Origin of the sequence: Solimonas flava DSM 18980 (genome assembly GCF_000426685.1) — a bacterium.
Classification (GTDB): Bacteria; Pseudomonadota; Gammaproteobacteria; order Nevskiales; family Nevskiaceae; genus Solimonas; species Solimonas flava.
In genome coordinates this window covers 237,222-260,479 of record NZ_AUFV01000002.1, presented here as the reverse complement: position 1 = coordinate 260,479, position 23,258 = coordinate 237,222, and the positions used below count along the sequence as shown (strand labels likewise).

The following is a 23,258-nucleotide window of genomic DNA, read 5'->3' as shown; positions in this document are numbered from 1 at the left end:
GGGTGGGCGGATCGCGCCCGGGATTTCAGCATGCCCTCGTCCCGGCGCATAGGAGCATCCCGCTCCGCGCCCGACGGACGACACGACCCGGGGAGCCCAGATGAACGAACTGCTGTCACAAGCCAGCTCGCTGTATGCCGCGCGCTCGATGCACGCCAGCGGCCTGGGCCCGTACGCGTTTGCACGCGCGGAACCGCCGCGGCCGCGGCCGGGCCTCAGCCCGCGCGCGCTGCAACGCGCGATCGCTTTCATGCAGGCCCACCTCGGCGAGCGCTTCGGCCTCAATGCGCTGGCCGCCGCCGCCTGCGTCAGCCGCGCGCATTTCGCGCGGCTGTTCCACGCCAGCACCGGCATGACGCCGATGGCCTGCATGCAGGCACTGCGCGTCGCCCGCGCGATCGAACTGCTGCGCGCCGGACAACTGAGCATCTGCGAGATCGCCGCCACGCTCGCGTTCTGCGACCAGAGCCATTTCACGCGCGTGTTCCGCCGCACCACCGGCCTGACGCCGCGCGCCTACCTGAGCGCCGGCGCGCGCGAAGCGGCGAGCCTCACCATCGCGCACGCGCATACAAGTCGCGCCGCGGTGCAAGCCCCTAGCCTCAGTGCAAGTCATCGCGCCGCCGCGGCTCCGGCACGCCGGAGCGTCGTCGCATCCCACCCTGCCGTCTGTCCGTCCCGAGAAACGCCATGTCCCTGAACGCCACGCCCACGCCCGGATCGAAGCTGCTGTCGCCGACCGACCACGCGCTGCTGATGATCGACTTCCAGTCGCAGATGTCGTTCGCGACGCACTCGATCGACGCCATCACGCTGCGCACCAACGCCGCGCTGGTCGCGCACGCCGCCGCCGGGTTCAAGGTCCCGACGATCCTCACCACGGTCGCCGAGAAGAGCTTCTCGGGACCGATGTTCGACGAAGTCACCGAGCCATTCCCCGGCCAGGCGCTGCTCGACCGCACCTCGATGAACACCTGGGAAGACGCCGCCGTCATCCGGGAAGTCAACCGCATCGGCAAGAAGCGCCTGGTGTTCGCCGGCCTGTGGACCTCGGTCTGCATCGTCGGCCCGACGCTGTCGGCGCTCGATCAGGGCTACGAGGTCTACGTGATCGCCGACGCCTGCGGCGACGTCTCCGCCGAGGCGCACAACCGCGCGATGGAGCGGATGATCCAGGCCGGCGTGCAGCCGATGAGCTCGCTGCAGTACCTGCTCGAACTGCAGCGCGACTGGGCGCGTACCGACACCTACGAGCTGACGACCGGCATCGCCAGGAAGTTCGGCGGCGCCTACGGCCTCGGCATCATCTACGCGAAGAGCATGTTCAACGCGCACGAAGGCTGATGCGAACCGGCGGCGCGCGCCGCGCGCCGCCGCCCCGAGCCCCGCGGAGAACGCGATGAAGCCTTACCTGATTTCCGCTGCCGCCGGCCTGCTGATCGGCGCGATCTACGGCCTGCTGCACGTGCGTTCGCCGGCGCCGCCGATCATCGCCCTCGTCGGCCTGCTCGGCATCCTGGTCGGCGAGCAGATTCCGCCGTATCTGCGCCAGCTGTTCTCGCGCGAACCCGCACAGGTCTCGTGGCTCTCGCAGCAGGTGCGGCCGCACATGTTCGGCGAGCTGCCCCAAGGTTCGAACTGCAGCGGTTCGAACTGCAGCGGTTCGAACGGCCGCACCACCGACGACCCCACCGGAAACCCGACATGAGCCCCGCCCGCGCACATCCCGACCTGATCCTGCACCACGGCCTGTTCGTCACGCTCGACCGCCGCAACCCGACCGCCAGCGCGGTCGCGATCAAGGACGGCCGCTTCGTGCAGGTCGGCCGCGACGAGGACATCGTGCCGCTGGCCGGAGCGATGACGCGGATGATCGACCTGCGCGGCCGCCGCGTGCTGCCGGGCCTGATCGACAACCATCTGCACATCATCCGCGGCGGTCTGAACTTCAACCTGGAGCTGCGCTGGGACGGCGTGCGCTCGCTCGCCGACGCGATGGCGATGCTCAAGGCGCAGGTCGCGATCACGCCGGCGCCGCAATGGGTGCGCGTGGTCGGCGGCTTCACCGAGCACCAGTTCGCCGAGAAGCGCCTGCCGACGATCGAAGAGCTCAACGCCGTCGCGCCGGACACGCCGGTCTTCATCCTGCACCTGTACGACCGCGCGCTGCTCAACGCCGCCGCGCTGCGCGCGGTCGGCTACACGCGCGACACGCCGCAGCCGCCGGGCGGCGAGATCACGCGCGATGCCAACGGCAACCCGACCGGCCTGCTGCTCGCGCGGCCGAACGCCGGCATTCTCTATGCGACGCTCGCCCGCGGCCCGAAGCTGCCGTTCGAGTATCAGCTCAACTCGACGCGCCACTTCATGCGCGAGCTGAACCGGCTCGGCCTCACCGGCGCGATCGACGCCGGCGGCGGCTTCCAGAACTACCCCGAGGACTACGCGGTCATCGAGCGCCTCGCCCGCGACGGCCAGCTGACGATCCGCCTCGCCTACAACCTGTTCACGCAGAAGCCGCAGCAGGAGAAGGAAGACTTCCTGCGCTGGACGCAGTCGGTGCGCTACCAGCAGGGCGACGATTACTTCCGCCACAACGGCGCCGGCGAGATGCTGGTGTTCTCGGCCGCCGACTTCGAGGACTTCCGCCAGCCGCGCCCCGACCTGGCGCCGGAGATGGAAGGCGAGCTCGAAAGCGTGGTGCGCATCCTCGCCCAGAACCGCTGGCCGTGGCGCCTGCACGCGACCTACGACGAGACCATCAGCCGTGCGCTCGACGTCTTCGAGCGCGTCAACCAGGACATCCCGCTGGCCGGCCTGAACTGGTTCTTCGATCACGCCGAGACGATCTCGGATGCGTCGATCGAGCGCATCGCCGCGCTCGGCGGCGGCGTCGCCGTGCAGCACCGCATGGCCTACCAGGGCGAGTACTTCGTCGAGCGCTACGGCCCCGGCGCGGCGGCCAATACGCCGCCGGTTTCGCGCATGCTGCGCGCCGGCATCAAGGTCTCGGCCGGCACCGACGCGACGCGCGTCGCCTCGTACAACCCCTGGGTGTCGCTGAGCTGGCTGATCAGCGGGCGCACCGTCGGCGGCCTGCAGATCTATCCGCGCCAGAACTGCCTCGACCGCGAGACCGCGCTGCGCATGTGGACCGAGAACGTCACCTGGTTCAGCAACGAGGACGGCAAGAAGGGCCGCATCGAGGCCGGCCAGCTCGCCGATCTGGTCGTGCCCGACCGCGACTTCTACGCCTGCGCCGAAAGCGAGATCGCCGACACGAGCGCGCTGCTGACGCTGGTCGGCGGCAAGGTCGTCTACGCCGCCGGCGAATTCGCCGGCGAGGACGACAGCGACGTGCCGCCGCCGATGCCGGACTGGTCGCCGGTGCGCGCCTACGGCGGCTACGCGGCCTGGGCCGCCAGCGCCGCCGAGCGCCGCGCGCCGGCGCCGCCGATGGCGGCCGCCTGCGGCTGCGCGCAGCAGTGCGGCGTGCACGGCCACGACCACGCGCGCGCCTGGGCGAGCCGCGTACCGGTGGCCGACTTCAAGGATTTCTGGGGCGTGCTCGGCTGCAACTGCTGGGCGATCTGATGAACGCGATGCCGCGCGCAGCGCAGATCCTCCGCCCGCTCGCCGCGCGCGCGCTGGCCCCGCCGGCGGTGCGCGGACTGGCGCTGCTCGCGCTGTGCGCCGCCTACCTTCAGGGCGGTCTGGTCAAGGCCTTCGACTTCGGCGGCGCTGTCGCCGAGATGCGGCATTTCGGCCTGGCGCCGGCGGCGCCGCTGGCGGCGCTGGTCATCGTTCTCGAACTCGGCGCGGCGCTGGCGATCCTGTCCGGCCGCGGCCGCTGGCTCGGCGCGCTGCTGCTCGCCGGCTTCACGCTGGCGGCGAGCGTCGTCGCCAACCGCTGGTGGGACGCGGCGCCGGCGGCGCGCGCAGCGCTCGCCAATGCCTTCTTCGAGCATCTGGGCCTGGCCGGCGCCTTCGTGCTCGTCGCCTGGCACGAGCTGGCGCGCGCGGAGCCGCGGCGATGAGCGCGCCCGGCGGCAGTTTCGCGCCGCTGCGCCAGCCGGTGTTCGCCGTGCTGTGGGCGGCCACCGTGCTCGGCAACACCGGCACGTTCATGCGCGACGTCGCCAGCTCGTGGATGGTCACCGAGCTGTCGGCGAATCCGACCGCGGTGGCGCTGATCCAGACCGCGGCGACGCTGCCGGTGTTCCTGCTGGCGATCCCGGCCGGCGTGCTGTCGGACATCCTCGACCGCCGCCGCTTCCTGATCTTCGTGCAGCTGGTGCTCGCCGCCGTCAGCGCCGCCCTGCTCGCGCTCACCGCCAGCGGCCAGCTCAGCGTCGCCGCGCTGATCGGCCTGACCTTCGTCGGCGGCGTCGGCGCGGCGCTGATGTCGCCGACCTGGCAGGCGATCGTGCCGGAGCTGGTGCCGCGCAGCGATCTGAAGGCGGCGGTCGCGCTCAACTCGCTGGGCTTCAACATCGCCCGCGCGATCGGCCCGGCGGTCGGCGGCGCGCTGCTCGCCGCGTTCGGCGCCGCCGTCACCTACGGCGCCGACGTGCTCAGCTACGCCTTCGTGATCGCCGCGCTGCTGTGGTGGCGACGCCAGGCCGACGCCGGCGACGAACTGCCGGAGCAGTTCATCGGTGCGTTCCGCGCCGGCCTGCGCTACGTGCGCGCCAGCGCCGAGCTGCATGTGGTGCTGCTGCGCGCCGCGGTGTTCTTCCTGTTCGCCAGCGCGATCTGGGCGCTGCTGCCGCTGGTGGCGCGCCAGATGCTCGGCGGCTCGGCCGGCTTCTACGGCGTGCTGCTCGGCGCCGTCGGCGCCGGCGCGATCGGCGGCGCACTGCTGCTGCCGTCGCTGCGCGAGCGGCTCGGCAACGACGGCGCGGTGCTGTGCGCGTCGCTGATCGCCGCCGCGGTGATGGGCCTGCTCGCGCTGGCGCCGCCGAAGCCGCTGGCGATCGTCCTGCTGCTCGCGCTCGGCGTCGGCTGGATCATCGCGCTGACCACGCTCAACGGCGTCGCCCAGGGCGTGCTGCCGAACTGGGTGCGCGGCCGCGGGCTCGCCGTGTACCTCACCGTCTTCAATGGCGCGATGGCCGCCGGCAGCCTGATCTGGGGCCTGGTCGCGCAGCAGATCGGCGTGCCGGCGACGCTGCTCGCGGCGGCCGCCGGGCTGGTCATCGTCGCGCTGCTGCTGCAGCGCGTGCGCCTGCCGGGCGGCGACGCCGATCTGCAGGCCGCGCACCACTGGCCGGAGCCGCAGCTCGCCGCGCCGGTCGAGCGCGACCGCGGCCCGGTGATGGTGCAGATCGAGTACCGCATCCGCGCCGGCGACCGCGCCGCCTTCCTGCGCGTGCTGTCGACGCTGTCGCGCGGCCGCCGCCGCGACGGCGCCTACCTGTGGGGCGTGCACGAGGACACTGCCGAGCCCGAGCGCGTCGTCGAGTGGTTTCTCGTCGAATCCTGGGCCGAGCATCTGCGCCAGCACCGCCGCGTCTCGCACGCCGACGCCGACCTGCAGCGCGAGGCGACCCGCTTCCACGTCGGTACCGCGCCGCCGGTCGTGCGCCACTTCATCGCGCTCGATCCGCGCCAGCCCGGCCCGCCGGAGCCCGCGGCCGGACTCGAGCCCCGTTCCTGATCCCGCCATCCCGGAGACCGCCATGCCGCCGTTCCTGCGCCGCGCCGCCCGCCCCGCCCTGCTCGCGCTCGGCCTCACCGCCGCACCCGTGTTCGCCGCGCCCAAAGCGGCGCCGATCGCCGTCGGCCCGCAGTACGACACCACGCATGTCTACGTCGCGCCGGCCGACTTCGACGCCTTCGTCGACAGCTTCACCGCGACCTTCGGCGGCCAGCCGTCGAAGCGCGTCACTGCGACGATCACGCCGACGCCGAGCAGTGCCGAGCTGCAGTACGTGTGGACGCCGGCCGGCACGCTGTCGACCTTCGCCTTCACGACGCCGATCCCGCAGCCGTTCGGCTCCGAACGCAGCGGCTATCTGGTGCGCGACATGGACGCGGCGATCCGCGCCGCGCGCGCGGCCGGCGCCTCGATCGTCGTCGAACCGTTCAAGGACCCGATCGGCGTCGACGCCGTGATCGAGTGGCCGGGCGGCGTGCGGATGCAGCTGTACTGGCACTTCGAGGCGCCGCATTACGCGCCGCTCGCCTCGGTGCCGGAGAACCGCGTCTACGTGCCGGCCGATCGCGCCGACGCCTTCGTGCGCGCCTTCCTGCGCTTCTCCGGCGGCCGCGTGCTCGGTGACGAGGCCCGCGCCGACGCCGGCGAGATCGGCCGCACGGGCGAGACCTTCCGCCGCATCGCGCTCGAATCGGATTTCGGCCGGATGCTGGTGCTGGTCAGCGACGGCCATCTGCCGTATCCGTACGGCCATGAGCTGACCGGCTACGCCGTCGACGATCTCGCCGCGACGCTGAGCCGCGCGCAGGCCAGCGGCGCCGCGCTGCTCGCCGGCCCGTACCGCGCGGCGACCCGGCAGAGCGCGATCGTGCGCTTCCCCGGCGGCTACATCGCCGAGATCCACGCCGTGCCCGCCGCCGCGCCCGCCGCGGCGCGCGGCTGAAGTCGTCGCGCCGCAGCGCCGGCGAGGCTGCGCGATGACGCCGCTGCGCATCGCCGCCGCGCTGCTCGGCCTGGGCTGCGCCGGGCTGGCGGCACCGGCGCTCGCCGATGACGGCCCCGCGCCGCGGCCGGTACCGCTGAGCAATCGCTGGCAGGAGGACTGGTCGCCGCTCGCCGATCCGGCCTTGCGCGACGAAGCCTTCGACGCCCTCAAGTACGTCGCGCTGCCCGGCGGCGACGCGCGACGCTTCGTCTCGTTCGGCGCCAACCTGCGCGAGCGCTACGAGGCCAGCGACGCGCCGCGGCTCGGCAGCGGCGAGCGCGACGCCGACCGCTACCTGCTGCAGCGCGCGCAGCTGCATGCCGACCTGCGCGTCGAGCGCTGGCGCGCGTTCGCGCAGCTCGAGGACGTGCGCGCCTACGGCAAGGACGAGGTCGGACCGGCCGACGCCAACCGCCTCGATCTGCGCCTCGCCTTTCTCGCCTACCGGCAGCCGCTGGCCGGCGGCGTGCTGAACGCGCGCGTCGGCCGCCAGGATTTCGCGTTCGACCTGCAGCGCTTCGTCTCGCTGCGCAACGGCCCCAACGTGCGCCAGTCCTTCGACGCCGCCTGGCTCAACTTCGAGCGCGGCCGCTGGCGGCTGATCGGCTTCGTCAGCCGGCCGGTGCAGTACCGCGACGGGCGCGACTTCGACGACCGTTCCAACGGCCATCTCGTGTTCCACACGCTGCGTGCCGAGCGCCAGGTGCTCGGCGACAACGAGCTGTCCGCGTACTACTCGCGCTACGGCCAGGACGATGCGCGCTACGGCGACGCCGCCGGCGACGAGCATCGCGACATCGTCGACCTGCGCTTTGCCGGCACGCTGCCGCAGGCCTCCGACCGTCTCGACTGGGATCTCGAAGCGATGGGCCAGCGCGGCCGCGTCGGCGCCGCCGACGTGCGCGCCTGGGCGCTGGGCGCGCGCGGCGGCTGGCGTTTCGGCGCGCTGCCGTGGACGCCGCGGCTGGGCCTGCAGGGCGAAGCGGCGTCGGGCGACCGCCGCGCCGGCGACGGCCGCCTCGAAACCTTCAATCCGCTGTTCCCGAACGGCAGCTACTTCACGCTCGCCGGCTATACCGGCTACGTGAACCTGCTGCACCTGCGCCCCTCGCTGAGCCTGAGCCCGGCCGCCGGCCTGACGCTGGCCGCGGCCTGGGGATTGCAATGGCGGCAGACGCGCGCCGACGCGGTCTACCTGCAACCGGATCTGCCGGTCGCCGGCACCGCCGGCCGCGGCCATCGCTGGACCGGCAGCTACAGCCAGCTGCGCGCCGACTGGCGCGTCAACGCGCACGCCAGCCTCGCGCTGGAATACGTGCACTACGCGGCCGGCGCGAGCCTGCGCGCCGCCGGCGCGCACGACAGCGACTATCTCGGGCTGGAGCTCGGTCTGGCCTGGTGAGGCGCGCTCAGCCGCGCAGCGGCGCGTCGGCGAGCGCCGCGTCCGAGCGCCGGCGCGACCACTGGAACGCCAGCCACATGCCGGCGCCCATCGCCGCGACGAACACGATCGCGCCCAGGCTGCCGCCGCTGGCCGAGATCAGCGCCGGCCCCGGGCACAGGCCGGACAGGCCCCAGCCGAGCCCGAACAGCGCGGCGCCGCCGACCAGTTGCGGCGTGATCGGCGCGCGCGCCGGCAGTTCGATCGGCGCGTCGCCGAGCAGCGTGCGGCCGCGGCGGCGCGCATAGACGAAGGCCGGCATCGCCGTCAGCAGCGCGGCGCCCATCACGAAGGCCAGCGACGGGTCCCAGGCGCCGGTGACGTCGAGGAAGGCCAGCACCTTGTGCGGGTCGGCCATGCCGGAAATCAGCAGGCCGACGCCGAACAGCAAACCGGACAGCAGCGCGGCGAGCTTCATGCCAGGCCTCCGAAACCGAAGGCGACGACCAGCGCCGCGACGCCCATGAACACCGCGGTCGCGGTCAGGCTGCGCGGCGAGCGGTTGGCGAGTCCGCAGACGCCGTGGCCGCTGGTGCAGCCGGAACCGAGCTGCGTGCCGACGCCGACCAGCAGGCCGGCGAGCAGCAGCTTCGGCCAGGCCGGCGCGGCGAGAAAATCCGGCCGCGACCAGGCGCCGAGCGCGCCGGCCAGCCACGGCGCGGCGAGCAGACCGGCGAGGAACAGCAGCGCGACCGGCGTGGCGCGGCCGGTCAGCAGATTGCCGAACATGCCGCTGATGCCGGCGATGCGCCCGCTGCCGAGCAGCAGCAGGCTGGCGGCGGCGCCGATCAGCGCGCCGCCGAGCAGGGCGTGAAACAAAGATTCCTGGGACATCGGTCCCTCCCGGTGGTGTCGAGCGCGCGTATGGTCGGGGCAGCGCGCTCAGAAATCCAGATTGAGGCGCAGGCCCCAGGTCCGCGGCGGCGCCAGCGAGTCCTGGCGGCCGAAGTCGGTATGGAACTGCGCGAGGTCGTAGCGCTCGTCGCCGAGGTTGTCGCCGAATACCGTGACCAGCAGGCCGTAGCGGCGATACAGGTAGCTGATGCGCGCGTTGACGACGTCGTAGGCATTCTCGAAGGTCTCCGGCGTGTTCTGCGCCAGATAGTAGTAGCCCGAGTTGTAGTACCAGTCGCCGGCGATCTCGAAGCGCCCGCCCGGCACCTCGAAGCCCTGGCTCAGGCTCAGCGTGCCGCTGAACTTCGGCGTGCGCACGATCTGGTTGCCGGAAAAGTCGCCGTTGCCGTAGGCGATGCCGTCCGGCAGCACGTTGCAGCTGGTCGGGCTGTGCGGGTCGCCGCGCACGCAGAAGCCGCGGGCGTTGTCGTAGCTGAGGTACTTGGCATCGAGCCAGCTGGCGTTGCCGCCGATCTGCAGGCCCGGATCGAGTTTCGGCAAGGGCCGCCAGACGGTCTCCAGCTCGAAGCCGCGGATGCGCGCCTTGCCGGCGTTCTCGAGGTTGATCGCCCCGCCCGAGGTGAACGACATGAAGCCGGTCTGCAGATCGCGAATATCGTTCTGGAACACGGCGGCGTTGACGCGCAGCGTACGGTCGAACCACTCGCTCTTCACGCCCAGCTCGTAGGCCGTGACCTTCTCCGGCTTCACGTACTCGGGCTGCACGAAGATGTTGATGATGTTGTACGTGCCGCTCTTGAAACCCTGCTGGAACGAGGCGTACGCCAGCAGATCCGGCAGCGGCCGCAAGTCGAGCGAAACCTTCGGCGAGAAATTGGTGGCGCTGGTTTCTTCGGGCAAGAACGAATAGTGGAGCAGCGCATCGTGCGCGCCGATGTCGACGTCGGACTGCGCGAGGCGCCGCCGCTCGCGCTGCCAGCGGCCGCCGAGCGTGATGTCGAACCAGTCGGTGACGCTCGCCGTGCTCTGCAGGTAGGCCGAGTACGACTCGGTCTCGAGCAGGCCGGTGAAGTAGAACGTCAGCGACTGCGGCAGCCCGAGCCGGTCGATCAAGGTGTTGAGCGGATTGCGGATGATCGGCGGCAGCCGCGACACGAGACCGGGCAGCTGCACGGAATCGAGCAGGCGCAGATAGCCCGGATCGTAGCCGCCCTCGCTGTTCAGGTAGTACAGGCCGCCGACCCATTTCAGCCAGTCCGCACCCCAGCTGTCGGCGTTGGACGTGAACTGGAGCTCGCTGGTCACGAAGCGCTGGTATTCGTCGTCGGCGCCGTAGGTGGCGATCGGCTGGCGCGTGTCGTCGAAGTCGTAGACGTAATCGTAGGCGCGCACCCGGTAGTAGCTGCCGAGCAGCTTGGTGTCGACGCCCGGATGGTTCCAGTTGAGGATCGCGTAGGCGGCGCGCGAATCGGTCGTCAGACTCGGCTCCGAGTTGGCGGTGACGACGTAGTCGCGCGTCTCCGCCGGCAGGGTCGCACCGAGCAGCGCCGACGGCCGCACGTTCGCCGACGCCGTCGTGCTGGTGCCGCGCTGCTGCGCGGCGAAGCCGGCGAGCTGCAGCGACACTTCGTCGCTGAAGTCGATGCCGACCTTCAGGCGCGCGCCCTTGCCGATCTCGGCCGGCAGCTGATCGCCGCTGCCGTTGTCGAGCGTGTAGATGTTGTCGGCATGGTGGTAGTAAGCCGACAGGCTGGCGGCGAGATTCGAGGCCAGCGGCACGTTGGTGTAGACGCGCGTGCGGCTGTCGTCGAAGCGCGGCGCATAGCTGGCCTGGATCGAGGTCTCGGCCTGCGGCCCGGGATTCTTGCTCCAGATCGACACCGCGCCGCCGGTCGAATTGCGGCCGAACAGCGTGCCCTGCGGTCCCTTGAGCACTTCGACGCGCTCGATCGCGCCGAACGACTGCGCCAGGCTGTGCCCGGACGGGAAATAGACGCCGTCGATGTAGGTGGCGACGCTCGGCTCGGCCGACGGAATGAAGATGTCGGTGCCGATGCCGCGCAGGTAGATCAGGTTGTAGCCGCCCAGATCGGTGACGGTCAGACCCGGCACTGCGAGGCTCAGGTCGCGGACGTCCTGGATGCCGCGCGCGTCGAGCTGCTCGGCCGAGAACGCCTGCACCGAGACCGGCACGTCCTGCAGGCGCTCGGCGCGCTTGCGCGCGGTGACGATCACCTCGCCGAGCGCAGCGTCGGCCGGCTCAGCCCCGGCGGGCGGCAGCGGCGGCGGCGCCTCGGCCGGCAGCGCGATCGTTGGCAGCGTTTCGGGCGCGTCGGCCGGCGCCACATCCTGCGCCCAGGCCGATGCCCAGCCCCACGACAGCAACAGCACGACGCCCCGACCACGGACCGATCCCCGAACCATGCGCAACCCCTGATGTCTTGTCGATACCCGCAGCGGCGCGCCGCGCCGCGCGGAAAATGGCGCGGACTGTAAGGAATCGCCCCCCGGCGACGGAAAGAACATCTGGCCCTGTCCTTATTCCAAAACCGGCGGGGCGAAGCGGACGGCGCGCGTGTCGGCGCCGGCGCGGCCGGCTACAATGGCGGCCTTTCGTGCACCGGGAACGGTCGAGACATCATGAATCGCTGGCGTCGCTGAAATGGCAGCAGCACCCCCGCCCCGCGCCTGAGCGCCGGGCCCGCGGCCGGTTCCCGGCCCCGCCGTTTCAAACTGCAAAGAGGCACGACGCCATGATCCTGATGATCGACAACTACGATTCGTTCACCTACAACCTCGTCCAGTATTTCGGCGAACTCGGCGCCGAGGTCGAGGTCCACCGCAACGACCAGATCACGGTCGACGCGGTCGCCGCCAAACACCCCAGCCACATCATCCTGTCGCCGGGACCGTGCACGCCGAACGAGGCCGGCATCTGCCTGGAGCTGATCGAGCGCCTGCAGGGCCGCTTCCCGATCCTCGGCGTCTGCCTCGGCCATCAGTCGATCGGCCAGGCCTTCGGCGGCGTCGTCAAGCGCGCCCGCGAGGTGATGCACGGCAAGACCAGCGCGATCCATCACAACGACCACGGCGTCTTCCACGGCCTGCCGTCGCCGTACCAGGCGACGCGCTACCACTCGCTGGTGGTCGAGCGGGAAACACTGCCGGACTGCTTCGAGATCACCGCCTGGACGCAATACCCGGACGGCACGCAGGACGAGATCATGGGCCTGCGCCACAGGACGCTGCCGATCGAGGGCGTGCAGTTCCATCCGGAATCGATCCTGACCGAGCACGGCCACCAGCTGCTGAAGAACTTCCTGGAGCTTTACCGATGAGCACGCTGAGCCCGCAGCAGGCGCTGCAGCGCACGATCGAACACCGCGAGATCTTCCACGACGAAATGGTCGGCCTGATGCGGCAGATCATGCGCGGCGAAGTCTCGCCGGTGATGACCGCGGCGATCCTCACCGGCCTGCGCGTCAAGAAAGAGACGGTCGGCGAGATCGCCGCCGCCGCGCAGGTCATGCGCGAGTTCGCGCGCAAGGTCGAGACGCCGGCCTACGCGCATTTCATCGACATCGTCGGCACCGGCGGCGACGGCGCGCACAGCTTCAACATCTCGACGGCCTCGATGTTCGTCGCCGCCGCCGCCGGCTGCCGCATCGCCAAGCACGGCAACCGCAGCGTGTCGTCCAAGTCCGGCAGCGCCGACGTGCTCGAAGCGCTCGGCGCGGTGATCGACCTCGCCCCGGAGCAGGTCGCCGCCTGCATCGCCGCATGCGGCATCGGCTTCATGTTCGCGCCCAACCACCACCCGGCGATGAAGGCCGTCGCCCCGGTGCGCAAGGAAATGGGCGTGCGCACGATCTTCAACATCCTCGGCCCGCTGACCAATCCGGCCGGCGCACCGAACATCCTGATGGGTGTGTTCCACGCCGACCTCGTCGGCATCCAGATCCGCGTGCTGCAGCGCCTCGGCGCGCAGAACGCGCTGGTGGTCTGGGGCAAGGACAACATGGACGAGATCACGCTCGGCGGCGCGACGCTGGTCGGCGAACTGCGCGACGGCACGCTGCGCGAGTACGAGATCCATCCGGAAGACTTCGGCTTCGCGATGGCCGGCAGCCAGAACCTGCGCGTCGCCGATGCCGAGGAATCGAAGGCCCGCGTGCTGGAGGCGCTCGACGACCGGCCGGGCATCGCCCGCGACATCGTCACCTTCAACGCCGGCGCGGCGATCTACGCGGCGCGCCGTGCCGATTCGATCGAGGGCGGCATCGCACTCGCCCGTCTGGCGCTCGCCGACGGCTCGGCGCGCGCGCGCCTCGACCAGTTCATCGCCACCACGCAGCGCCTCAAGGCCGCCGCCTGACCGCCCCCTACCCATGGCCGCCCCGCAAACCGCTCCGACGGACATCCTCGGCACGATCCTCGCCCGCAAGCGCGACGAGATCGCACTGCTCAAGCAGCGCTACTCGCGCGCGACGCTCGAAGCGCTGGCGCGCGACGCCGACGCGCCGCGCGGCTTCATCGCCGCGCTGGCCGCCAAGGTCGCGGCCGGCGGCGCCGGCGTGATCGCCGAGGTCAAGCGCGCTTCGCCGAGCAAGGGCCTGATCCGCGAGGACTTCGATCCGGCCTGGATCGCCCGCGAGTACGTCGCCGGCGGCGCCGCCTGCCTGTCGGTGCTGACCGACGAGAAGTTCTTCCAGGGCCACAACGCCTTTCTCGTGCAGGCGCGCGCCGCCTGCGCGCTGCCGGCGATCCGCAAGGATTTCCTGATCGACGAGATGCAGGTGATCGAGGCCCGCGCGATCGGCGCCGACGCCGTGCTGCTGATCGCCGCAGCGCTGGCGCCGGCGCGGCTGAAGGCGCTCTACGAAGAAGCGCGCCGCTGGCGGCTCGACGTGCTGGTCGAGGTCCACGACGGCGCCGAACTCGATGCCGTGCTCGGCGCCGGGCTCGGCGACGGCTGGCTGCTCGGCGTCAACAACCGCAGCCTGCGCACCTTCGAGACCCGCCTGGAAACGACGCTGGACCTGCTGCCGCGCGTACCGGCCGGCGTGCCGGTCGTCACCGAAAGCGGCATCGGAACCAAGGCCGACGTCGCCCGCATGCGCGCGCACGGCGTGCACCACTTCCTGATCGGCGAGTCGCTGATGCGCCAGGCCAGCCCGGCGGCGGCGCTGCGCGCGCTGCTGGCCTGAGCGCGACGCTCACCGTCAGGTGCGCGCCGCTGCGGCGGCGTCTGGCGCGGGTCCGGCCCGCGCGCTTGCGATCGAGGAAGCCCCGCGGCGCGGCGCGCCTCAGGCGGCAGCCGGTTTGTAGACGCCGAGAATCAGAATGCTGCGGCCCTGCGTCGCGACCATGCCGTCCTCTTCGAGCTTCTTCAGCACGCGGCCGGCCATTTCGCGCGAGCAGCCGACCAGCCGCGCCAGCTCCTGGCGGCTGGTGCGGATCAGCGTGCCGCGCGGATTGGCCTGCGCCTCGCGCTTCTTCGACAGGTCGAGCAGGATGCGCGCCATGCGGCCGGCGACATCGAGGAACGCCAGGTCGGCGAGACGCCGCGTGGTGTCGCGCAGGCGGCTGGCGAGCTGGCCGGCGATCTCGAACATGATGTCCGGGTTCTGCCGGTAGAACGTCAGGAAGGCCTGATAGCTCAGCTCGCAGGCCAGGGTCGGCGTGCGCGTGCGGACGATCGCGGTGCGCGCCTGCTGCTCCGGGAACAGGCACAGCTCGCCGAAGAAATCGCCGGGGCCGAGATAGGCCAGCACGATCTCGCGGCCGTTCTCGTCTTCGAGCAGGATGCTGACCGAACCTTCGAGGATCAGGTACAGCGACTGCGGTGAATCACCGGCATGGATGAGCGTGTGCTTGGGCGCGAAGCTGCGCTTGTGCGCCTGCTGCACAAAAGCTTGGACGACCGGCTTGACCAGCATGGACATCGACTCGCTCCCTGAAACGTTTGCCGAATGCTTGATTGCGGCGAAAATAACACAATGTTGCACCGATCAATGTGGAGAAAAGCCCTTGAAAGCACGCGTCAAATGGACCGAGAACGCCGCCTTCGTCGCGGAAAGCGGCAGCGGCCACGCGCTCGTCGTCGACGGCCCGCCTGAAATCGGCGGCCGCAACCTCGGCCCGCGGCCGATGGAACTGGTACTGATGGGCGTCGGCGCCTGCTCGGCGGTCGACGTGACGCTGATCCTCAAGAAATCGCGCCAGGCGGTCGACGACTGCTGGGTCGAACTCGAGGCCGACCGCGCCGAAACCGAGCCGAAGGTATTCACCGCGATCCGCATGCACTTCGTCGTGGTCGGCAAGAACCTCGCCGAAAATCACGTCAAGCGCGCCGTCGAGCTGTCGGCCGAAAAGTACTGCTCGGCGTCGATCATGCTCGGCCGCGGCGGGGTGGCGATCAGCCACAGCTACGAGATCCGCGAGAGCGCCTGAGCGGGTGTCCGGGGCGGCTCCGGCCGGTCATCGGACGGTCGCCGCCGCGTCACGCAACGGTTACCGTTTTGGCGCATAATCCGCCCCCTCAAAAATGGGCCGCGCCGCCGGAACCGCTTCCGGAGGCGCGTTCGGCGTTTGCGCAGTGTGTGGTTACCCGGGAGTACTGAATTGGCCAAGGCCAAGCCGAAACGGACCGACAATCCGAAGCTGAAGCTGCTGGGCTTCAACAACCTGACGAAGTCGCTGTCGTTCAACATCTACGACATCTGCTACGCGCGCACCAAGCAGCATCAGCAGGAATACATCGAGTACATCGATGAGGCCTACAACGCCGAGCGCCTGACCGCGATCCTCACCGAGGTCGCGCGCATCATCGGCGCCAACATCCTCAACGTCGCCCGCCAGGATTACGATCCGCAGGGCGCGTCGGTGACGATGCTGATCTCGGAAGGCCACCTCGACGGCCTGCCGACGCCGGGCAAGAAGAAGGAAAAGGTCGACAAGGATTCGGTCGTCGCCCACCTCGACAAGTCGCACATCACGGTGCACACCTATCCGGAGACGCACCCGGACAACGGCATCTCGACGTTCCGCGCCGACATCGACGTGTCGACCTGCGGCAAGATCTCGCCGCTGAAGGCCCTGAACTATCTGATCAAGTCCTTCGAGTCGGACATCGTGGTGATGGACTACCGCGTGCGCGGCTTCACGCGCAACGTGCGCGGCATGAAGCACTTCATCGACCACTCGGTGGAGTCGATCCAGGACTTCCTGTCGGCGGACATCAAGAACCGCTACCAGATGATCGACGTCAACGTCTATCAGGAATTCATCTTCCACACGAAGATGCGCCTGAAGGAACTCGACCTCGACACCTATCTGTTCGGCGAAGGCGCCTCCGAGCTGCCGCCGCGCGAAGCCAAGAAGATCCGCGAGAACGTCAATCACGAGATCAGCGAAATCTTCTACGGCATGAACATCTCGCGCTAAAAGCGGGCAACACGCCGTCCACGAAAGGGCCGCAGCGATGCGGCCCTTTTTCGTCGCGGCGGCCCGCATGCGGCTGGCGGTGACGCAGCCACGGATCGCTCACTGCCTTGCCTCGCCGGGCGCTTGATCGGGCCTTTTGATTTCGCCTGTCGGCGCCCTGCTTCTGCGGCCCTTTCGTTGCTGTGCCCTCATGTGGCTGGCGATGGCGCAGCGGCGGTTCGTTCTTTGTTCTGCCTCGAGGGGCGCTTGATCGAGCCTTAGATTTCGCGCTGAGGCGCGCCTCACTTTTCTTTGCTTGTGCAAAGAAAAGTAAGCAAAAGAAAGCACACCCCTGGGGCCGCACTTCGCTGCGCGAAGTGCCCTGCGCTGCTCACGTGCTCGGGACCGTCGCCGACGCGGCGTCCCTGCCGCGGCGGCGACTTGGCCGGCCGTCCTGGCCGGCCATTCCCTGCGCGCGCTGCGCTGCTCGGTGCGGCCCAAGGGGACCCGAACGTCAACGGCAACGGCAGAGTGTGGCGGCGAGGAGGCTTTGCTGTTTTCTTTTGGGTCCCCTTTGCGCAGCGCCGAGAAGCGCAGCCGGTCCGGGGCTGTCCGGCGCTGACTGTTTGAGCGGTGCGCAGCACCGCGAGTTTCAGCGCCGGCCGGGCCGGCGAGCATCGCAGGGAACCCCTGCGAAGCAGGGGCGCGTAAGCCAGGGGTGTGTTTCTCTTGCCTACTTCTCTTTGCACAAGCAAAGAGAAGTAGGGCGCGCGTCAGCGCGAAAGCAAAGCCAGCTACAAAAACCGCGCGCGAAATAAGGACAGCCGCCCTGCCCGCCTAGAACAGATCGACCGTCCCCGCCTGCATCGACACCTGCGCCACCGGCTTGTGCGCCGGCGCGCGCCAGTCCGCCTTCCCCGCCGCCTCGTGCGGGTTCGCGCCGCGCTCGCCGTCGAGCTCGGTGCCGATCGCCTCGACGCGCCGGGCATGCTCGTGGGCGACGCTCAGGGCCTGCGTCGAGATGTCCTCGAACTGCAGGCAGCGCACCGCGCGGCCGACCGCTTCGCTGATCTGCGAGCGTGCATCGGCGACCGTGCGCAGGCTCTGCGTCAGACCGTCGTTGACCAGCTCGACCTGCGTCAGCAGCTGGCGCACCTCGTCCTGCGCGCCGTCGCTGAGGCTGCTGTCGCGCGTCGCCATGTCGCCGACCGTGTCACGCACCTTGGCGATCGCCTCCTTGGACACCGACACCAGCTTGCGGATCTGCTCGTTGAAGCTGGTCGAGCGCTCCGACAGCGAGCGGACTTCCTCGGCGACGACCGCGAAACCGCGCCCGGCCTCGCCGGCGCGCGCCGCCTCGATCGCGGCATTGAGCGCCAGCAGATTGGTCTGGTCGGCGATGGTCTTGACGTCGCCGAGCAGCTCGAAGATCGCGTCGAGGTGCTTGACCATGTCGTCGATCTGGCGGACTGTCGCCACGCTCTGCTGGCTGACCGAGGCCAGCGATTCGGCGAGGCCGCGCATCAGTTCGACGGCCGCCTCGGCGAAGCGCCGCACGTCGAGCCCGGCGCCGGCGCTGCCGTTCTGCGCGAGGATGCCGGCGACCGCGTGCTCCTGGATGCGCGCCTGGCGATCCATGTCGGCGAACGCGGCGCCGAGCTGGCGCACCGCGTCGTTGATCAGCCCGCGCACGCGCTCGACTTCCTGGCCGGTCGCCAGCGCCTCCTGCAGCAGGCCGCCGCGCAGCTCGGTGATCGCGCGCGAACGCTGCTCGCTCTGCAGCGCCAGCCGCGCGATCTCGCGTTCCTGGCGCTGTGCGCGCTGCGTCTGCAGCAGCGCCAGCGAACCCCAGGCCAGGGCCGCGACCAGACCGCTGAGCCAGACCGCGACGTCGCCGGGCGCCAGCAGCAGCGTGGCGATGTGCAGGACGGTCAGCACGGCGGGGATCGCCAGCGGCTTCCACGGCAAGGAACGCATCGGGTACTCCTGAAAAAAGATGAGGAAGCTGTGGGCTTTATCGGCAGCGTGCTGCGGCGCTTGAGCGCCGCTCACCCGGCGGCATCGTGGAGCAGCTGAGCGGCGATCGCGTCGAGCGGCAGCAGGCGCTCGGCGGCGCCGAGCTTGTAGGCGGCGCCGGGCATGCCCCAGACCACGCTCGACGCCTCGTCCTGCGCCAGCGTGCGCGCGCCGGCCTCGCGCAGCGCCAGCAGGCCGCGCGCGCCGTCGTCGCCCATGCCGGTCAGCAGCGCGGCGACGACATTGGCGCCGGCATGCCGCGCCAGCGCGTTGAACATGGCGTCGACGCTCGGCCGGTGCCGGTTCTCCGGCGGCGCGTCGGACAGCCGGCAGACATAGCGCGCGCCGTTGCGTTCGATCAGCAGGTGACGGTCGCCGGGCGCGACATAGGCGTGGCCCGGCAGCACCGGTTCGCCGTCGGCGGCCTCGCGCACCGACATCGCGCTGGCGCGGTCGAGGCGCGCCGCGAACGGCGCGCTGAACGCGGCCGGAATGTGCTGGGTGACGACGATCGCCGGCGCGTCGGCCGGCATGCGCTCGAGCACGGCGCGGATCGCCTCGGTGCCGCCGGTCGAGGCGCCGATCGCGATGATGCGCTCGGTGGTGCGAAACGGCCGGCGCAGCGGCGGCTGTACGGTGCGGCCGCCGCCGCGCGGACGCGCGCGGCCGAGGCTGCGCACCTTTTCGCGCAGTTCGTCGGCGTAGGCCGACAGCCCGGCACGCACGTCGAGCTTCGGTTTGGTGACGAAGTCGACGGCGCCGAGTTCCAGCGCCTGCAGCGTCACCTCGGCGCCGGCCTCGGTCAGCGACGACACCATCAGCACCGGCATCGGATGCAGGCGCATGAGGTTGTCGAGGAAGGTCAGGCCGTCCATGCGCGGCATCTCGACGTCGAGCGTCAGCACGTCCGGCCTGAGCTGCTTGATCTTGTCGCGCGCCACGTAAGGATCGCTGGCGCTGCCGAGCACCTCGATCTGCGGGTCGGCCGACAGGATTTCGGTCATCAGGCTGCGCACCAGCGCCGAGTCGTCGACGATCAGGACACGCGTCTTCATCAGAACAGCTCCACCGAGCCCTGGGCCGGTCCGGACGTGAGGCGATGCAGATAGCGGTGCTCGTCGGCCGCGACCGCCGCGCGCTGCGCGGCCGGCAGGCGCTTGATGAACGCGCGGCCGGTCGCCGGGAAGTAGTGGACGCGGCGCGGCACGATGTCGCCGAGATCCTGCGCCAGCACCGCGATGCGCTCGGCCGCCAGGTAGTCGAGCACGAAGCGCGCGTTGCGCTCGCCGACGTTGCCGACCGTCAGGCTCGGCAGCACGGCGCCGCCGCCGAACACCTTGGCCTGCAGGCGCGCGCGCGTCGCGCCGCGCTTGAGCAGTTCGTTGATCAGCACTTCCATCGCATAGCTGCCGTAGCGCGCCGATTCGCCGGCGGCGCCCTCGCCGCCCGGCAGCAGGAAGTGGTTCATGCCGCCGACCCGGGCCAGCGGATCGTGCAGGCAGGCGGCGACGCAGGAACCGAGCAGCGTCACCAGCATGCGGCCGTCACCGGCGACGGCGTAGTCGCCGGGCAGCACCTTCTGCGCCTGCACGCCGAAGCGCGGGTCGTAATAGCCGCCGTCGGTGGCTGCCGCGAGGCCTTTCTTCCGTGCGTTCATGGCCTCAGGCTCGCCGGTAGACCGTGCGTCCACACGGCCGGACCAGCTCGGCGGCGTGGAAGAAGCTCTCCGAATGGCCGGCGAACAGCAGGCCGTCGTCGGCCAGCAGCGGCACCAGATGCGACAGCACGCGGTGCTGGGTCGGACGGTCGAAGTAGATCATCACGTTGCGGCAGAAGATCGCCGTGTAGGGGCCGCGCAGCGGCCAGCGCTCGTCGAGCAGGTTCAGCGGCCGGAAATGCACCAGCGCGCGCAGTTCGTCGACGACCCGGCAATAGCCCTCGCGGCTGCCGACGCCGCGCCGGAAGAAGCGCTGCCGCCGCGCGGCGTCGAGGCGCTCGATCCGTTCGAGCGGATAGACGCCGCGCTCGGCGGTCTGCAGCACCTGGGTGTCGAGGTCGGTGGCGAGAATGCGCACCGGCGGCCGCAGCGTGCCGAACGCCTCGCAGGCACTGATCGCGATCGAGTACGGCTCCTCGCCGGTCGAAGCCGCCGCCGACCACAGCAGCAGCGGCCGCGGTCCGCGCGCCTCGCGCAGCAGCGTCTGCAGAGTCTCGAAATGATGCGGCTCGCGGAAGAACGCCGTGAGGTTGGTGGTCAGCGCGTTGGTGAACGCCTCCCATTCCGGATGCCGCGGCTCGTCGAGCAGCTGCAGATACGCGGCGAACGAATCGAGGCGCAAGGCGCGCAGGCGACGCGACAGGCGGCTGTAGACCATGTCGCGCTTGCTCGGCGCCAGCGCGATGCCGGCGCGCGCGCGAATCATCGCGCAGACGCGTTCGAAGTCGCGAGCCGTGAACGCGAACTCGCGCGCCTCGTCGGCCGCCGTCACCGGTTCGGGCATCGCTAGAACTCGGTCCACTGTCCTTCGGCCGCCTGCGGCTGGCCCTTGCCGCGCGTGCGCGCGTTCCTCGGCTTGGCGGCGGGCGCGCGCGGCGCGGCGCCCGCCGCCGGACGCGCCGGCTCGCTCGCCGCGGCCACGGCCGGCGCGCCGGCCAGCCGGAAGCGCGCCACCGACGACGCCAGACCGCCCGCCTGCTCTTCCAGCGAGCGCGCCGACGCCGACGCCTCTTCCACCAGCGCCGCGTTCTGCTGCGTCACCTCGTCCATCTGCGTGATCGTCTGGTTCACCTGCTCGATCCCCTGGCTCTGCTCCTGCGACGCCGCCGTGATCTCGCCCATGATGTCCGTCACCCGCTTCACGCTGCCGACGATCTCGTCCATCGTCCGCCCCGCCTGTTCCACCAGCTTCGCGCCCGTGCCGACCCGGTCCGTCGAGTCGCTGATCAGCGATTTGATCTCCTTGGCCGCCGACGCGCTGCGCTGCGCCAGACTGCGCACTTCGCTCGCCACCACTGCGAAGCCGCGCCCTTGCTCGCCCGCCCGCGCCGCTTCCACCGCCGCGTTCAGCGCCAGAATGTTGGTCTGGAACGCGATGCCGTCGATCACGCCGATGATGTCGGCGATCTTCTTGCTCGCGTCCGAGATCGACGCCATCGTCGTCACCACTTCCGCCACCACCGCGCCGCCCTTCACCGCCACGTCCGACGCGCCGATCGCCAGCTGGTTCGCCTGCCGCGCGTTCTCCGCGTTCTGCTTCACCGTCGACGTCAGCTCCTCCATCGACGAGGCCGTTTCCTCCAGGCTCGCCGCCTGCTGCTCGGTCCGTGCCGACAGGTCGCTGTTGCCCGCCGCGATCTCCCGCGCCGCCGTGTTGATGGTGTCGCTCGCCGCCTGGATGCCGCCGATGATCTGCGTCAGCTGCGCGATCGTCGTGTTGATGCTCGTCATCACCTCGCCGACCGTGCCCTTGAAGCCGGTGCCGACGGTCTGCGTCAGATCGCCGTCGGCGATCGCGGCGAGCACGCGCGCCGTCTCCTGCAGTCCGGCGTTCGTGGTCTCGAGCAGGCGGTTGGTGTTCTCGGCGAGTTGCAGGAAGAAACCGCTCTTGCCCTCGGCCGGGATGCGCTGCGAGAAATCGCCGTCGGCAGCGGCGGTGACAATCGCGGCGATCTCGTTCTCGATGCCGAGCTCGACCGTGATGTCCTTCCACTCCACGACATAGCCGATGCGCGCGTCGTGCTCGTCGCGGATGACGTTGATCTGCTGCGTGAAGGTGCGCGCGCCGATCGTGATGCGTGCCGCGTGCTGGCGCTCGACGCGCGCCAGCAGGCCGCGCTGGTGCGAGGGATTGCGATGGAACTGGTCGATGTTGCCGCCGACCAGTTCGTCGGCCTTGAACTGCGGGAGCACTTTCTGCAGGTCGGCCTCGGCGTTGCGCAGCGTTGCCAGGATCGCCGGGTTGACGTAGAGGATGTTGAGATCGTTGTCGGCGATCATCACGTTGGTGCTGACCGCGTCGAGGCCCTGCTTGATGCGCGCCAGCTGCGCCGCCTTGACGCGATCGGCCTCGGCGCGTTCGCGCAGCAGCTGCTGCATGTCCTTCAGCGAGCGCAGCAGCTGGCCGGTCTCGTCGCCGCCGCCGTCGCGGATCTCCAGATCCAGACGGCCGTGCGCGACGCCGTCGGCGATCTCCACTGCGCGCCGCAGTGGCCGCACGATGCCGCGCGTGATCCACCACGCGCAGCCGCACCCGACCAGCAGCGCGATTGCGGCGAGCATCAGTTCGAGGCCGGCCGCCTGCGTGCCACGCCGCTCGACCTGCGCAGCGGTGGCGTCGAGCCGGACCTGCTGCGCGTCGAGCAGCTGGCGCACGCTTTCGCTGTAGCGCTCGGCATACGGCACGACTGTCGAGAAGAAATAGGTGTCGAGCTCGCCCGGCTTGGCGCCCATCAGCGCCTCGACGAACTCGTCGCGCTGGTCGATCCAGGCCTTGCGCCTGTCCTTCAGCGATGCCAGCAGCGCCTGATCCTGCTCGGACTGCAGCAGCGGCTCGATGGTCGACAGCAGTTCCTGATTGTGCTGCTTGATGCCGTCGATCTCGGCCGACAGGCGTTTCACCTCGTCCTTGTCGCGGACCACGAGCAGCATGTTGGCGACCCGGCGCTGCTGATCGAGATTGCCTTCGAGCAGTTCGTGGGCGACGCGCATGGTGACAACGTCATCGTCGAGCATCGAGCGCGTGCTGTCGCCGACCACGCGCTGGAAATAGATCGCGGCGCCGACCGCGACGACCAGCAGCGACAGCACTGCACCGAAGCCGAGCGCCAGGCGCTGGCCGACCTTGAGCCGGAATCGCAACATCACAGATCTCCGCGGC

General features: G+C 70.4%; 22 protein-coding genes. 13 read left to right on the top strand and 9 right to left on the bottom strand.

Annotation, left to right across the window (positions count from 1 at the left end):
• Positions 1-100: 100 nt before the first annotated feature.
• Genes K343_RS23210 through K343_RS0103865 form a run of 8 tightly spaced genes read left to right on the top strand, consistent with a single transcriptional unit; the run spans position 101 to position 8,046 of the window.
• Positions 101-700 carry a helix-turn-helix domain-containing protein gene (locus tag K343_RS23210; RefSeq protein ID WP_051277920.1) on the top strand — a complete coding sequence of 200 codons (600 nt, stop codon included), beginning with the start codon at positions 101-103 and terminating at the stop codon, positions 698-700.
• Positions 691-1,344 carry a hydrolase gene (locus tag K343_RS0103895; protein WP_043112110.1) on the top strand — a complete coding sequence of 218 codons (654 nt, stop codon included), beginning with the start codon at positions 691-693 and terminating at the stop codon, positions 1,342-1,344. Before K343_RS23210 ends, K343_RS0103895 begins: the two co-directional genes overlap by 10 nt.
• A 55-nt stretch (positions 1,345-1,399) precedes the next feature.
• Entirely contained in the window at positions 1,400-1,708 is a 309-nt protein-coding gene (locus K343_RS20880; protein ID WP_043112109.1) for a XapX domain-containing protein, read from the top strand.
• Complete coding sequence (locus tag K343_RS0103885) at positions 1,705-3,594, top strand: amidohydrolase (RefSeq protein ID WP_028006935.1); 1,890 nt, start codon at positions 1,705-1,707, stop codon at positions 3,592-3,594. Before K343_RS20880 ends, K343_RS0103885 begins: the two co-directional genes overlap by 4 nt.
• A gap of 8 nt (positions 3,595-3,602) precedes the next feature.
• Positions 3,603-4,037, top strand: a complete 435-nt coding sequence (locus tag K343_RS0103880) for a DoxX family protein (protein WP_051277967.1) — start codon at positions 3,603-3,605, stop codon at positions 4,035-4,037.
• A complete protein-coding gene (locus tag K343_RS0103875; RefSeq protein ID WP_028006933.1) occupies positions 4,034-5,659 on the top strand; it encodes an MFS transporter in 1,626 nt (541 codons plus the stop codon). Before K343_RS0103880 ends, K343_RS0103875 begins: the two co-directional genes overlap by 4 nt.
• A 22-nt stretch (positions 5,660-5,681) precedes the next feature.
• Positions 5,682-6,602 (top strand): hypothetical protein, encoded by a 921-nt coding sequence (locus K343_RS0103870; protein WP_028006932.1) that lies wholly within the window; start codon positions 5,682-5,684, stop codon positions 6,600-6,602.
• A 34-nt stretch (positions 6,603-6,636) separates the two neighbouring features.
• On the top strand, positions 6,637-8,046 hold the full coding sequence (locus K343_RS0103865) for an alginate export family protein (protein WP_028006931.1): 1,410 nt from the start codon (positions 6,637-6,639) through the stop codon (positions 8,044-8,046).
• A gap of 7 nt (positions 8,047-8,053) precedes the next feature.
• On the opposite strand, the gene K343_RS0103860 is transcribed toward K343_RS0103865, so the two are convergent.
• Genes K343_RS0103860 through K343_RS0103850 form a run of 3 tightly spaced genes read right to left on the bottom strand, consistent with a single transcriptional unit; the run spans position 8,054 to position 11,364 of the window.
• Positions 8,054-8,503, bottom strand: coding sequence for a DUF6691 family protein (locus K343_RS0103860; protein WP_028006930.1), 450 nt, complete (start codon positions 8,501-8,503; stop codon positions 8,054-8,056).
• Entirely contained in the window at positions 8,500-8,919 is a 420-nt protein-coding gene (locus K343_RS0103855; protein ID WP_028006929.1) for a YeeE/YedE family protein, read from the bottom strand. Before K343_RS0103855 ends, K343_RS0103860 begins: the two co-directional genes overlap by 4 nt.
• Positions 8,920-8,967: 48 nt before the next feature.
• A complete protein-coding gene (locus tag K343_RS0103850; protein WP_245585114.1) occupies positions 8,968-11,364 on the bottom strand; it encodes a TonB-dependent receptor in 2,397 nt (798 codons plus the stop codon).
• Positions 11,365-11,693: 329 nt separating this feature from the next.
• Between K343_RS0103850 and K343_RS0103845 the strand changes: the two genes are divergently transcribed.
• From K343_RS0103845 to trpC, 3 genes are read left to right on the top strand one after another with little or no spacing between them, the layout of a single operon-like run.
• Entirely contained in the window at positions 11,694-12,278 is a 585-nt protein-coding gene (locus K343_RS0103845; RefSeq protein WP_028006927.1) for an anthranilate synthase component II, read from the top strand.
• The gene (trpD, locus tag K343_RS0103840; RefSeq protein WP_028006926.1) at positions 12,275-13,315 is read left to right on the top strand and encodes an anthranilate phosphoribosyltransferase; all 1,041 of its coding nucleotides are present in this window, start codon (positions 12,275-12,277) and stop codon (positions 13,313-13,315) included. Before K343_RS0103845 ends, trpD begins: the two co-directional genes overlap by 4 nt.
• Positions 13,316-13,328: 13 nt before the next feature.
• On the top strand, positions 13,329-14,147 hold the full coding sequence (gene trpC, locus K343_RS0103835) for an indole-3-glycerol phosphate synthase TrpC (RefSeq protein WP_028006925.1): 819 nt from the start codon (positions 13,329-13,331) through the stop codon (positions 14,145-14,147).
• A 99-nt stretch (positions 14,148-14,246) separates the two neighbouring features.
• On the opposite strand, the gene K343_RS0103830 is transcribed toward trpC, so the two are convergent.
• On the bottom strand, positions 14,247-14,879 hold the full coding sequence (locus tag K343_RS0103830) for a cyclic nucleotide-binding domain-containing protein (protein WP_020651251.1): 633 nt from the start codon (positions 14,877-14,879) through the stop codon (positions 14,247-14,249).
• Between the two features lie 91 nt (positions 14,880-14,970).
• On the opposite strand from K343_RS0103830, the gene K343_RS0103825 reads away from it, so the two are divergent.
• Together K343_RS0103825 and speD are read left to right on the top strand one after the other, a co-directional pair.
• Positions 14,971-15,393, top strand: a complete 423-nt coding sequence (locus K343_RS0103825; protein WP_028006924.1) for an OsmC family protein — start codon at positions 14,971-14,973, stop codon at positions 15,391-15,393.
• A gap of 171 nt (positions 15,394-15,564) precedes the next feature.
• Complete coding sequence (speD, locus tag K343_RS0103820) at positions 15,565-16,386, top strand: adenosylmethionine decarboxylase (RefSeq protein WP_051277919.1); 822 nt, start codon at positions 15,565-15,567, stop codon at positions 16,384-16,386.
• Between the two features lie 816 nt (positions 16,387-17,202).
• Here speD and K343_RS0103815 read toward each other — a convergent pair.
• The 5 genes from K343_RS0103815 to K343_RS25150 all read right to left on the bottom strand — a co-directional run bounded on the left by K343_RS0103815 (position 17,203) and on the right by K343_RS25150 (position 23,242).
• The gene (locus tag K343_RS0103815) at positions 17,203-18,342 is read right to left on the bottom strand and encodes a methyl-accepting chemotaxis protein (RefSeq protein WP_028006922.1); all 1,140 of its coding nucleotides are present in this window, start codon (positions 18,340-18,342) and stop codon (positions 17,203-17,205) included.
• 71 nt (positions 18,343-18,413) lie between these two features.
• Entirely contained in the window at positions 18,414-19,436 is a 1,023-nt protein-coding gene (locus K343_RS0103810) for a protein-glutamate methylesterase/protein-glutamine glutaminase (protein ID WP_028006921.1), read from the bottom strand.
• Complete coding sequence (gene cheD, locus K343_RS0103805) at positions 19,436-20,038, bottom strand: chemoreceptor glutamine deamidase CheD (protein WP_028006920.1); 603 nt, start codon at positions 20,036-20,038, stop codon at positions 19,436-19,438. Before cheD ends, K343_RS0103810 begins: the two co-directional genes overlap by 1 nt.
• Positions 20,039-20,042: 4 nt before the next feature.
• Complete coding sequence (locus K343_RS0103800) at positions 20,043-20,882, bottom strand: CheR family methyltransferase (RefSeq protein ID WP_028006919.1); 840 nt, start codon at positions 20,880-20,882, stop codon at positions 20,043-20,045.
• A gap of 2 nt (positions 20,883-20,884) precedes the next feature.
• Positions 20,885-23,242, bottom strand: a complete 2,358-nt coding sequence (locus K343_RS25150; RefSeq protein ID WP_028006918.1) for a methyl-accepting chemotaxis protein — start codon at positions 23,240-23,242, stop codon at positions 20,885-20,887.
• Positions 23,243-23,258: the final 16 nt, after the last annotated feature.